Source organism: Mycobacterium sp. NTMscope_Eco_3 (genome assembly GCF_976985685.1).
Window position 1 is genome coordinate 855752 of record NZ_CDRJYZ010000001.1, and the last position, 12054, is coordinate 867805.

The following is a 12054-nucleotide window of genomic DNA, read 5'->3' on the forward strand; positions in this document are numbered from 1 at the left end:
CGGCTCCGGGAACGCACCGCCACGAGGCGGCAGGGCCGGCTGGCGGTGACCCCGGGACCGTTGGATCGGTACGCGCTCGCTGTCGCGGGCGACGACGGCCTCGTGCGTTGCGGCCCGGGCGCGTCGACGAGCAGGCAATGGCGAGCGAGTCAAGGGACTTAATCATCGGAATGTTAAATGAAATTAACTTGGTGTTTACGGCCGCCCCCGCGCCGCCTCGCCTGCTGCAAATTTGCCCGCGAAGTTATGGCATGTTCGCCGGGATCGCCGGGGATCGATCCTCACGCGCGGTTATGGTGAGCCCGGTCGTCATCGCGTCTTGCCGCACGGGCGCCCGCGGCGGCGCGAGGCAAATTTTTCTCTGCTTGAGTTAAACCCGACGGCCCGGCGTCGGCGGCCATGATCGGTTGGCGCACAAACGATCGACAGTCCGACGTCACCAGCGGAGCGTGGTATCGATGCGTGCACACCAACGCCGGCGTCCCCCGGCCGCCGGGATGGCAAACACAAGCCATCCGTCGCGCCCCGGCAAAGACCGGGATGGCCTACTTCGCTGAGCCTCTCGCGCTCGTTTGCTGACGAGGCTGCTGCGGGGACCATGGCTGGTCAACCCCGCGACCGGAAAACTCCCGTAAGTTGACCATCTTTACTTGTAGGCTGGTTCTAATCCGGTTTGCTTGATAAGCAAGATGGTGAAGGTGCGCGGCCGTCGGCGCCGTAGCTGCGTATCGCAAGGGTCGCCGCCGAGCCGGCGCGATGGCCGGCCGCTACCGACTTCGTTGGAACAGGACCTGGACATGTCGAACAACATCACCTGGCACGAACACAAGATCAGCCGCGGCGAGCGCGAGGAACTCAATGGCCACCAGGGCTGCGTCATCTGGTTCACCGGCCTGAGCGGCAGCGGCAAGAGCACGGTCGCCAACATCGTCGAGCAAAAGCTCTACGAGCGGGGCATCCGGAGCTACCTCCTGGACGGCGACAACGTCCGCTACGGGCTCAACGCCGGGCCGGAGCTGCTCGAGGAGCGCCACGGGCCCGAGTTCGCCCAACGGTTCGGGCTGGGATTTTCGGCCCAGGACCGGGAGGAGAACATTCGCCGCATCGGCGCGGTCGCGAAGCTGTTCTGCGAGGCCGGCGTCATCGCTTTGACGGCCTTCATCAGCCCTTACGTGCGTGATCGCGACGCGATCCGGGCCACGCTGGGCGACGGCGACTTTCAGGAGATCTTCATCGACACCCCGATCGAGATCTGCGAACAGCGCGATCCCAAAGGCCTCTACAAGAAAGCCCGGGCGGGGGAAATCAAGGGATTCACCGGGATCGACGACCCCTACGAGGCGCCGGTGCGGCCGGAGTTGCGCCTCGAGGGCGGAACGAAGGACGCGGACACGCTGGCCGACGAGGTGATCGCCCACCTGGAGAGGACCGGCGTCATCCGGGCCCCGGATCGAGATCACGAGGGCGGGGACAGGAGCGAGGTCACGGCATGAGCTACACGGGTCACAACGGGAAGCCGATCGTGGAGCGGGTGTCCACGGACGATGCGGCGGGCCGGATCGAGGGGCTGCCGCATGTGCCGATCTCGAAGGCCACCGCGCACGAGGTGATCAGCCTTTCCTACGGTTTCTTCACCCCGCTGACCGGATTCATGGGCCGCCACGAGGTCGACGGGACCCTGGACAACTTCGCGCTGCCGGACGGGACGCTGTGGAGCATCCCGATCGTCTTCGACATGTCCGCCGAGGACATTGCGAAGCTCGACATCAAGGAAGGCGCCAGCGTCGTTCTCGACTATCTCGGCGCCCCCATGGCCATCTTCGACGTCGCCGAGATCTACGAATACGACCTCGAGCGCATGGCCGAAAAGACCTACGGCACAACCGATCCCCGACACCCTGGCGTCAAGAAGACAATGGGTTACGCGAACCGGTTCATCGGCGGGGATGTCACGCTGATCAACGAACCCGTATTCAACGAGCCCTTCAAAAGTTTCTGGCTCACCCCGAAGCAGCACAAGGACGCGCTGGCCGAGCGGCACTGGCAGCGCGTCGTCGCCCACCAGACCAGGAACGTGCCGCACACCGGCCACGAGGCGTTGATGAAACAAGCGTGGCTGGCCGCGAACGAGGACCAGCCCGTCGACAACCTGAACACCGGCGTGTTGGTGAATGCCATCATCGGCCAGAAGCGCGTGGGCGATTACATCGACGAGGCAATACTGTTGGCGCAGAACGTGCTACGCACCAGCGGGTATTTCCGTGAGAACGTGCACATGGTGTCCTTCACCCTCTGGGACATGCGGTATGCGGGGCCGCGCGAGGCGATCTTCCACGCGATCCTGCGGACGAACCTGGGCTGCACGCATCACATGTTCGGGCGCGACCACGCGGGCGTGGGCGACTTCTACCACCCGTACGACTCCCAGAACATCCTCAAGCAATACCGGAGCCAGCTGGGCATCAAGCCGGTGTTCCTGCGGGAAAACTGGTATTGCCCGGTGTGTTTGGAGGTCACCAACTCTGCTCTGTGCGGCCATGATGCACAAGCGCAGAGTTTCAGCGGCAGCCTGATACGAAGCATCCTCACCGACGAAGTCAAGCCGACGCAGAAGGTGATGCGGCATGAGGTGTTCGAGGTCGTGATGGAGTGCGCCGCCGAGCATGGTCAGGGTTCGCCGTTCGTCACCGAGGAGTATTTGCGGGACCGACGGCCCGTCTTCACGCTCAACCAATTGGAGGGTTCGTGAGCAGCGACGAGACAAAGATCAAGGTCAACGTCTGGATCAACGAGGAGCGGCTGGAAGCGTTGGCGAACGCCGGGATGGCCGACCTGGCAAATGAGGCTTTCGCAGGAATGAAGCTGCTGGAGATCTACACCACCGAAGAGCAGAAAAATATTGTCCTGCAACGCTATCCGGGGTCCAAGTATGATTCCGCCACCACCCGGTCCATCGAGCTGCTGCCCAAGCATGCCAAGGACAGGCTGTTAGAGCTGTCTATCGCCATGCATTCCACCGGGCCCGACGTGATGGGCCGTTTTCTCGAGGAGACGAAGCCCTGAGTTGCCTCCGGCCGTTCTCACAGTTCGGCTAAGCCCACCACCAGCAGGACAAGCCCGACCGCGGCAAGCAGTGCGGCAACCTCGATGCGACGCCGCGACCGTATCCAATCCTGGAGCGCGGTCATCGCCGCGCGCGTTGCCGTTGGCGCCAACAGGTAAGCGACGACTGGGATCTCGACAAGTGAGAACGCGATGACGTTGAACATCAGCAGCGCTCCCAATTGCGTCATGACCGGCGCGCCGGACGCCAGGATGACCGCCAGGGCGGCCAGATAATCCACCGACGGCAGCGCAATCCCGAGGCCCGCGGCGGCGGCGACCCACAGGGAACGTCCGTCCAGCAGTCGTCGGGCCCGAGTCCTCAGCCAGGCGGGGCCGGCGCCGTCGCCGTCGGGAGGAACGTGGCGCGTTCCGCGCCGCCGGTCCGCCACGATCTTGGCCGCCAGGCCCGCGGCGGCCACCAGCGCGAGTGCGCCGATGAGGATTTGCACCCGGGGCAAGGTGAAGTACGTCGAGCGCAGCAGAACGCGCCGGAAGAGGAACAAGGCGGTCGCACCCACCGTCAACCCCATCGCGAATCCGCCGGTTAAAAACGCGAGCAGTTGCATCAGCGGCCTGGGGCGATTCAGCATCAGCACCGTCATGCCGATCCGGAACGGTTCCAGGCTCACGGCAATGGCCATCACACCGATGGTGAACAACATCGCAGATATGGGACCGTTCAGGCGTCTAACCGGGCGAACTGTTGCCGTCGGTACTGCTCGACGCAGGCGGCCCGCCGGATCTTGCCGCTCGTCGTGGTGGGAATCGATCCCGGTGGCACCAGTACCAGGTCGGCGACGTTGAGCCCGTGCGAGTTCGAAATCGCGGCGGTGACATCGTTCTTGACGGCGTCGAGGGTGTGTAGCGCGTCCTGGCCGGAGCCACCGCGGTGTTTCAGTTCGATGATGGTCACCAATTTCTCGGTCTCGTCCACCGGAACCGAGATCGCCGCGACGCGGCCCCCGGTGATCGCCTGCACCGTCGACTCGATGTCCTCGGGATAGTGGTTGCGCCCGTAGACAATCAGCAAATCCTTCATCCTGCCCACGATGAACATCTCGCCGTCACAGACGAAGCCGAGGTCACCGGTGCGCAGCCACGGCCCCTCGGGGGTACCCGGCGCCGGATCGGCCAGGACCGCGCAGAAGGTGCGCCGCGTTTCCTCCGGCTTTTGCCAGTAGCCGTCGGCCACGTTGTCGCCGTTGACCCAGATTTCACCGACGGTCCCGTCCGGGCACTGTGTGCTGGTGTCGGGGTCGACGATTCGTACCGTCGGCGATTGCGGCGTCCCGTAGCTCAGCAACGGCGAGCCGGTCCCCGGTGAGCACGGCTGGGCGTTGCCCTCCGACAGCCGCTCCGGCTCGAAGTGAACGACTTTCGGGGCGCCGGTCTGCGCGCGGCTGGCCACGTAGACGGTCGCCTCCGCCAGGCCGTAGGAGGGTTGCATCATGTCTTCGCGAAAGTTATACGGGGCGAACTGCTTACAGAACCGGTCGAGCGTGGCGGGATGGATTCGTTCGGCGCCGCTCACGATGCTGATGATGTTGCCGAGGTCGAGTCCGGTCATGTCCGCATCCGTCGTCTTGCGCGCGGCCAGCTCGAAGGCGAAGTTCGGCGCGGCCGAAAACACCGGATCGGCTTGGGCCATCGCTTGGATCCACCGCGCGGGCCGCTGCAGGAAGGCAACCGGGCTCGTCAGATCACCGGGGTAGCCGCCCAGGATGGGGGCGATGACGCCTTGCATCAGGCCCATGTCGTGGTAGAAGGGCAGCCACGACACGCACACGCTGTCGCGCGGGGCCACGCCAGCGAAGTCCGGGAAGTAGGCGGCCATCAGCTGCTGGAAATTCACGTGCAGGTTCCGGTGCGAGACCATGACTCCGGCCGGAAGACGAGTCGAGCCCGACGTGTACTGCAGGTACGCGACGCTCGGGGCGCCCCCGATTGGGATGCTCGACGGATTCGGATCGTCGAGGCCCAGGGAATCGACCTCGATGATGGCCGGGGTTGCTCCGTCCGGTTGGTGCAGATAATCGCCAATGGCCGCGGCCGCCGCGCAGGTGGTGAGGACGACGGTCGGGCCGGTGTCGGCCAGCACGGCACTGACCCGCTCATCGCGCGTACCGGGCTGCGGAACCAACAGCGGAACCGCGATCAGCCCGGCCTGCATCGCGCCGAGGAACGCCACGATGTAGGAGAGGCCTTGGGGGGCAAGGATCACGGCCCGGTCCCCGCTGCTGCCGTGCCGCTTGATCTCGTGCGCGACGTTCAGGGTCCGCCGATACAGCTGGACCCACGTCAGCGATTCGGTGACGCCCGCCCAGTCCTGCTCGTAATCGGTATAGCGAAAGGCCACATCGTCGGGCTGCAGACCGGCGCGTTCCCGCAGCAGGGAGACGACCGACGAATGTTGCATGCGGGCTAGGTTACCGCTTCGGCTTTTTCGCGTACGACGGTCGTGCGAGGCCCGGGGCCCGAGAAACCGTCGCGGCCCAAACAGTCTATGCCGCTTAGGGTTTCGGTCCCGTCGGGTCGGCATCCCAGGTTCCCGGCACCATCGGCGTGCGGGGGCCGTCGTCGAACTCGTCGACGACGAGCGCGCTCAATCCCGCCGGTGCGGTGGCGGTCTTCGTGGGGATGGTTCCGGCGAACCCCATCGCGGGGGCGGGCCGGTCCGAGGCCGTCGTCGCCGGCTCGAGGTCCATGTATTCGTACCCGCGGCCGAGTTGGGTGGCCCTGACCCGCTGCCGGCGCTTCTTCGTCTCCTCTTCTTCCGGCAGTGCCACCGCCTCGGCCTCGGCGGCGCGCGCCGCTGCCGCCCTCCGCGCGCGGGCGCTGGTGCTCGCGGCCCTGCGCGCATCCGCGGCCAGGCCACCGACCATGTAGCCCAGACTTTGCATCGCGGCCGCCGGCGGTCCCGCCGGCGTCGGTGGTGGGGCCCCGGGCGCGGGCGGCGCGGGTGCCGTGGCGGGCGCGGAGGCGGGCGTCGGCGCGGGAGCCGGCGCCGGGGCCGGTGTGGGAGGCGGGGTGGGCGCCAGCGCGACGGGGACGAGCGCCGGGGCCGGGATGAGCGGCACGATCGGGATGGCGTGCAGCCCGGCCAGGCCCGTCAGGCCCGCCAAGCCCCCGACCAGGGTGGGGACGACCAGCGGCACCACGGCGACGGTCAACAGCGGCACGATGAGCGGGATCAGCACGATCATCTGCTCGAGCAATGTCTTGATCAGCGCGATGGTGTCGGTGATGATCGTGCCGATCACTTCGATGGTGGTGAACAGGATGGTCCACGCGATCGTCGCTGGGTTTCCCGAGGCGAACGCCGCCGCGAGATCCGCCGCGACGAAGCTGAACATTTGCCCGAGATAGGCGAAGTACGAACCGAAGTCCATCGGATAGCCCAGGGCGAAGGCGATGTTGAACGGGTTCAGGAAGCTCAACGGGTTGCCGAGTGACGGCAGCCACGGGTCGAAACCGGAGAACATGGACTGGAAGAACGGGTTGTTCATCAGCTGGTCGATCAACGGCTGGATGTAGCGGTTGTAGAAGTCGACGAACCCGGTCTTCTCCAGCCAGTCCATCCACTGGTTCTGCGTGTCGGGGGGATACGACGACGACTGCTCGGCCGTGGCGGCCAGCGCGGTGGCCTTCATGACCTCGGGAGCTGGCTCGGCCGGCGGCGCGGTGGCCACCGAGGCGGTCGCGACGCCCTCATACGTGCTCATCACGGTGGCCGCCTGAACCCACATCCGCGCGTAGTCGGCTTCGTTCACCGCGATCGGAATGGTGTTGATGCCAAAGAAATTCGTCGCCGTCAATACGGCGTGGGTGGCGTGATTGGCGGCCAGTTCGGGCATCGTCGGCATGGCCGCCAGCGCCACGGTGTAGGCGGTGGCGGCGATGTCCTGCTGGGCGGCCATGGTCGCGCTGTGCGCGCTGGCCTGCGCCAGCCACGCCAGGTAGGGCGCGTGCGCGGCCACGTACGCCGCGGCCGTCGGGCCGTCCCAGCTGCCGGACTGCGCGGCGCCCAGCAGCGCGGCCAGCTCGTCGGCCGACTCCGCGTATTCCACGCTCAACGAGCTCCAGGTCGCCGCGGCGGCCAGCAGCGGGCCGGGACCCGGACCGCTGCTGAGCAGCGTTGAATGCACCTCTGGAGGGGAGGCCATCCAGATCGGGGCGGTCATCGCTGGCCGCCGGTAGTCGTGTGGGCGCGGCAGCACGGCGCCGCAGTGGCGGCGTCGACGGCCACCCATGCCGGAGGAAACATGGACGCTGACAGCTCTCTCGGGGTACACCCGCCCCGGGTCGCAGTACGCGATGACGTGAGTGTCCTGGCTCTCGGATCGCCGCTCGCCTCGCCTTCCAGCTTTTCAGCCGTGGCCGTTGAGGTTCGCTCCCCGATGACAGTGGCGGGACCGCGCCGGATTCGCACCGGCTTCCTGCGTCGTCATCACCTTACGGGGTGACATTGTTGCATCCCCTGGGAGCAAATGTCGCCAAATCGTCCGGCGGCGGTCGGTGAGGACCGCCGGGTACCGGCGTTAGCGCCGTTCCAGGATCCGTAGCCCCAGCGAGAACAGCAGCCGGACCTCGGGATCGGCCAGCGAGGTCGACAGCAGCTTCTCGATCCGCCGCACGCGGTAGCGAACCGTATTCGGATGAACCTGCAACGCGTGCGCGGCCGCGGCGATGTCGCCGAAGGCGTCCAGGTAGGTCCGCAGCGTTTCCGCCAGCACCGGATCGTCTTCGCCCAGCCGCACGATCCGCGGATCGATCAGGCGCTCGTCGCTGCCGACCAGGGTCACGATTTCGTCGACCAGGACGGCGGTGCGCGCTTCGGCCAGCGACGTCACCTGTCCGAACGAAATGGGGTGGCGCCCAGCGCAGTCCAGCACCCGATCCACCTCGATGCGCGCGGCGGTGGCCTCGGCCAGGCCCGCGACCGGCGCCGCGATGGCCGCCCGCAGCTGCACCCCGAGCTCGGCGCGCATGGCGCCGATGGTGCCGCGCACCCAGGAGGTGACCGACCGGTTCTGGGTCTGGGGCTGGGTCTGGGGAAGCAGCACGTACGTTCGCGAACCGTTCGAGGCCACCTGGGCGTCACGCCGGAAAGCGCTGGCGCTCAACGCGATGATGTCGGCCAGCCGAGCATGACCGGCCGAACTGTCGGCGGCGTCCCATCCGATCAGGGCCGCGGTGGTGTCGGTGGCCAGGCCGAGTTCGCGGGCGATGGCCGTCGCGTCGGCGGGTTCGTCCGCCAGGCCCAGCAATTGCTGGACCCGCCGGGCATGGGTGGACGGGCGGGCCGCCAGCCGCCACATGATGCGGGCGGCCAGCACGGCGGCGCCGCGCAACATCTCCTCGGCGTCGTCGGCCAGCGGCTGCGAGCCTTGCTGCACCCAGATGGTTCCGGCGAACACCGGCGGACGCCGGGCGTCGGTCGCGGGCCGGTGGATCCCGATGGCCAGCCGCGGGCGCAGGCCCAGCTCGGGGCGCTCGTCGACGCGCACCACCTCGGTGCCCGATCGCAACGCATCGAAGATGCCCCATTTGCCGATCCACTCCAGATGCTCGGGCGGGCCGGCCCTGCCCAGGATGGAAAGGCGGCGCAACTCGTCGGCTTCGTCGTTGGAGGCCGAGTAGGCCAAGACATGGGATTGCGCGTCCTCGATGCTGACCATGCCGTGGATGCGCTCGGCGAGCGACTGCGCCAGCCCGAACAAGTCGGTGCCCGAGTCGTCCAGCGCGTCGGCGCGGTCGCCGTGGTGCTCGAGGACGTGGTTGACCAATTGGTAGAGGCGTTCCCACCGGGCGCGCGGATCGACGGCCACCACCGCCGAGCCCGCCGCGACGGCCGTGGTCACCAGCGCGGGCGAGGGCTGTTTGACGAAGACGGCCACCGGCACGCGCTCGCGCGCCTGCCTGCCCATCCATCGCCTCGCCTCGTCGTCGGCGACCCCCAACAGGAAGAAGACGTCCGCGGCGCCCGCCGCGGCCGCGAGACCCAGGCGCACGTCGTCGGAGTCGATCAGCGCGGCCGAACCCACCGGGAGGTCCAGCCCCCGGGGGGCGTCGGCGAGGCTGACGAGGGTCGCGTCCAGCGCGAGCAACAGCTGACCCAGCCCCACACCGGCCATGTTGTGCGATTTTACTATGAAACCAGTTCTGTCTTGTCCGATTGGCTAACTCCATGCGTGGTCGCCGCGAGGACCCTGGCGTTATGGACGCCATCACTGGATTTTCTGAGGTGCCGACGCCGGCAAACGAGCCGGTGCACGACTACGCGCCGCACTCCCCGGAACGCGCCCGGCTGCGCGCCGAACTGGCCGCGCAGGCCGATCATCCGATCGACCTGCCGCACGTCATCGGCGGCGACCACCGGATGGGCGACGGTGAGCGCATTGATGTCGTCCAGCCGCACCGGCACGCCGCGAAGCTGGGCACCCTGACCAACGCCGTGCACGCCGACGCGACGGCGGCGATCGACGCCGCGATGGCCGCGAAAAGCGGCTGGGCGGCGATGCCGTTCGACGAGCGGGCGGCGGTGTTCCTGCGCGCCGCCGACCTGCTGGCCGGGCCGTGGCGGGAGAAAATCGCCGCCGCGACGATGCTCGGCCAATCCAAGTCCGCCTATCAGGCCGAGATCGACTCGCCGTGCGAGCAGATCGACTTCTGGCGATTCAATGTTGGCTTCGCGCAACAGATCCTGGCGCAGCAACCCATCAGCGGGCCGGGGGAGTGGAACCGCAGCGAGTACCGCCCGCTCGACGGCTTCGTGTACGCGATCACGCCGTTCAACTTCACCTCCATCGCCGGCAACCTGCCGACCGCGCCGGCGCTGATGGGCAACACGGTGGTCTGGAAGCCCTCGATCACCCAGACGTTGTCGGCCTATCTGACCATGCAGCTGCTCGAGGCCGCCGGCCTGCCGCCCGGGGTGATCAACCTGGTGGCCGGCGACGGCTTCGCGGTTTCCGATGTGGCGCTGGCCGACCGGCGGCTGGCCGGCATCCACTTCACCGGGTCGACGGCCACCTTCCAGCGGCTGTGGTATCAGGTCGGCACGAATATCGGTCACTACCACAGCTATCCGCGCCTGGTCGGCGAGACCGGCGGCAAGGACTTCGTGGTTGCGCACGCGTCCGCGCGACCGGATGTGTTGTGCACGGCCTTGATTCGCGGGGCCTTCGACTACCAGGGGCAGAAATGCTCGGCGGCGTCGCGGGCCTTCATCCCGCAGTCGGTGTGGCGGCGGATGGGTGACGACTTCCTGGGGAAGACGGCCGCGCTGCGTTACGGCGACGTCACCGACCTCACCAACTTCGGCGGCGCGCTGATCGACCGGCGCGCCTTCACCAAGAACGTCGCCGCCATCGAGCGGGCGAAGGGCGCGCCCCACATCACCATCGCCGTCGGCGGCGAATACGACGACCACGAAGGGTATTTCGTGCGCCCCACCGTATTGCTGTCCGATGATCCGGCCGATGAGTCGTTTTCGACCGAATACTTCGGCCCGCTGCTGTCGGTGCACGTGTACCCCGACGCCGATTACGAGAGGATCCTCGACGTCGTCGACCGCGGTTCTCGGTACGCGCTGACCGGCGCGGTCATCGCCGATGACCGGGACGCGGTGCTGACGGCCCAGCACCGGCTGCGGTTTGCCGCCGGGAATTTCTATATCAACGACAAGCCGACCGGCGCGGTCGTCGGGCGTCAGCCGTTCGGGGGCTCGCGTGGCTCGGGCACCAACGACAAGGCCGGATCGATGCTGAACCTGTTGCGCTGGACGTCGGCGCGCACCATCAAGGAGACGTTCGTCCCGGCGACCGAGCACACCTATCCGCACATGGGTGCCGACTGATGGCCGGACTGTTCGCGAGCACCCTGCGCCCGGTGATCCTGGCGGCCGGCCGAAGCGAGGTAGCGCGACGCGCCGCCGAGCGGTTGCCGGTCACCCGTCGCGTGGTGCGCCGCTTCGTCCCCGGGGAGACGATCGAATCCGCGCTGGATCGCGTTGCGACGCTTCGCTCGTCGGCGCTGTTCGTCAGCGTCGACTATCTGGGCGAGGACGTTCTGAGCGCCGACGACGCCGACGCGGCGGTGCGGACCTACCTGGACCTGATCGAGCAGTTGGGCCGACTCGACGCCGGGGGAGATGTCACGCGGCCGCTGGAAGTCTCGGTCAAGTTGTCGGCGCTGGGGCAGGCGGTGGAGCGCGACGGGCCCAAGATCGCGCGGGAGAACGGGTGGTCGATCTGCGACGCCGCCCGGCGCGCGGGCGTGTGGGTGACGGTGGACGCCGAGAACCACACCACCACCGAGTCGACGCTGTCCATCGTGCGCGATCTGCGGGCCGACTTTCCTTGGCTGGGCGTGGCTTTGCAGGCGTACCTGCGGCGCACGCCGGGTGATTGCGAAGCGTTCGCCGCCTCTGGCGCCCGGGTCCGGCTGTGCAAGGGTGCCTACGACGAGCCCACGTCGGTGGCATATCGCGAGCCCGCCGAGGTGACGGAGGCGTACCTGCGTTGCCTGCGGGTGCTGATGGCCGGCTCGGGTTATCCGATGGTGGCCTCCCACGACCCGGCTGTGATCAACGCGGCCGGCACCCTTGCCCGCGAATCGGGCTGTGGCGCCGGGGAATTCGAATACCAGATGCTCTACGGCATCCGCGACGACGAGCAGCGACACCTCACCGCGGCCGGGAACCACGTGCGCGTGTATCTGCCGTTCGGCACGCAGTGGTATGGGTACTTCATGCGCCGACTGGCCGAGCGTCCCGCCAACCTGACGTTCTTCTTGCGGGCTTTGGTCGGGCGTTGAGCACGCGTCGCGTCGAGTGTGCGATCACGGCTTTCAGTGTGAATCGTGGGCTTTCGGTGTGCGCGTACGGCGGCGACACGCCGACGATCCCCGCCCAGGATTCACACGCAACGCCGACGATTCACACGCAAA

The 12054-nt window shown here is 67.5% G+C and carries 9 protein-coding genes and 1 riboswitch; of the genes, 5 read left to right on the top strand and 4 right to left on the bottom strand.

Going from position 1 to position 12054, the window contains the following annotated elements:
• Positions 1-797: 797 nt before the first annotated feature.
• The 3 genes from cysC to AC0KTM_RS04145 are packed head-to-tail and all read left to right on the top strand — an operon-like array spanning position 798 to position 3063.
• Positions 798-1493: an adenylyl-sulfate kinase gene (gene cysC / locus AC0KTM_RS04135; RefSeq protein ID WP_238958139.1), complete on the top strand. Its 696-nt coding sequence runs from the start codon at positions 798-800 to the stop codon at positions 1491-1493.
• Positions 1490-2749: a sulfate adenylyltransferase gene (gene sat / locus AC0KTM_RS04140; protein ID WP_225329951.1), complete on the top strand. Its 1260-nt coding sequence runs from the start codon at positions 1490-1492 to the stop codon at positions 2747-2749. Before cysC ends, sat begins: the two co-directional genes overlap by 4 nt.
• Positions 2746-3063 carry a DUF6955 family protein gene (locus AC0KTM_RS04145; protein ID WP_225329950.1) on the top strand — a complete coding sequence of 106 codons (318 nt, stop codon included), beginning with the start codon at positions 2746-2748 and terminating at the stop codon, positions 3061-3063. The genes sat and AC0KTM_RS04145 overlap by 4 nt, the downstream gene beginning before the upstream one ends.
• Before the next feature lie 17 nt (positions 3064-3080).
• Here AC0KTM_RS04145 and AC0KTM_RS04150 read toward each other — a convergent pair whose 3' ends face one another.
• From AC0KTM_RS04150 to AC0KTM_RS04165, 4 genes are all read right to left on the bottom strand, one after another.
• Positions 3081-3767, bottom strand: a complete 687-nt coding sequence (locus tag AC0KTM_RS04150; RefSeq protein WP_225329949.1) for a GAP family protein — start codon at positions 3765-3767, stop codon at positions 3081-3083.
• 17 nt (positions 3768-3784) lie between these two features.
• Positions 3785-5521, bottom strand: coding sequence for a fatty-acid--AMP ligase FAAL21/FadD21 (gene fadD21, locus AC0KTM_RS04155; protein ID WP_472415023.1), 1737 nt, complete (start codon positions 5519-5521; stop codon positions 3785-3787).
• A gap of 94 nt (positions 5522-5615) precedes the next feature.
• Positions 5616-7286, bottom strand: a complete 1671-nt coding sequence (locus tag AC0KTM_RS04160) for a PPE domain-containing protein (RefSeq protein ID WP_472415025.1) — start codon at positions 7284-7286, stop codon at positions 5616-5618.
• A 120-nt stretch (positions 7287-7406) separates the two neighbouring features.
• A riboswitch (cobalamin riboswitch) is annotated at positions 7407-7588 on the bottom strand.
• Positions 7589-7643: 55 nt separating this feature from the next.
• Positions 7644-9239, bottom strand: coding sequence for a PucR family transcriptional regulator (locus tag AC0KTM_RS04165; protein WP_472415027.1), 1596 nt, complete (start codon positions 9237-9239; stop codon positions 7644-7646).
• An 83-nt stretch (positions 9240-9322) separates the two neighbouring features.
• On the opposite strand from AC0KTM_RS04165, the gene pruA reads away from it, so the two are divergent.
• Complete coding sequence (pruA, locus tag AC0KTM_RS04170; RefSeq protein ID WP_472415030.1) at positions 9323-10963, top strand: L-glutamate gamma-semialdehyde dehydrogenase; 1641 nt, start codon at positions 9323-9325, stop codon at positions 10961-10963.
• Positions 10963-11922 (top strand): proline dehydrogenase family protein, encoded by a 960-nt coding sequence (locus AC0KTM_RS04175; protein ID WP_472415031.1) that lies wholly within the window; start codon positions 10963-10965, stop codon positions 11920-11922. The genes pruA and AC0KTM_RS04175 overlap by 1 nt, the downstream gene beginning before the upstream one ends.
• The last annotated feature ends 132 nt before the right edge of the window (positions 11923-12054 follow it).

What these genes read in the sequence shown, in the direction of transcription:
- cysC (WP_238958139.1), top strand. Translation starts at nt 798, where the DNA reads ATGTCGAACAACATCACCTGGCACGAACACAAGATCAGCCGCGGCGAG.
- sat (WP_225329951.1), top strand. Translation starts at nt 1,490, where the DNA reads ATGAGCTACACGGGTCACAACGGGAAGCCGATCGTGGAGCGGGTGTCC.
- AC0KTM_RS04150 (WP_225329949.1), bottom strand. Translation starts at nt 3,767, where the DNA reads ATGTTGTTCACCATCGGTGTGATGGCCATTGCCGTGAGCCTGGAACCG.
- fadD21 (WP_472415023.1), bottom strand. Translation starts at nt 5,521, where the DNA reads ATGCAACATTCGTCGGTCGTCTCCCTGCTGCGGGAACGCGCCGGTCTG.
- AC0KTM_RS04160 (WP_472415025.1), bottom strand. Translation starts at nt 7,286, where the DNA reads ATGACCGCCCCGATCTGGATGGCCTCCCCTCCAGAGGTGCATTCAACG.
- AC0KTM_RS04165 (WP_472415027.1), bottom strand. Translation starts at nt 9,239, where the DNA reads ATGGCCGGTGTGGGGCTGGGTCAGCTGTTGCTCGCGCTGGACGCGACC.
- pruA (WP_472415030.1), top strand. Translation starts at nt 9,323, where the DNA reads ATGGACGCCATCACTGGATTTTCTGAGGTGCCGACGCCGGCAAACGAG.
- AC0KTM_RS04175 (WP_472415031.1), top strand. Translation starts at nt 10,963, where the DNA reads ATGGCCGGACTGTTCGCGAGCACCCTGCGCCCGGTGATCCTGGCGGCC.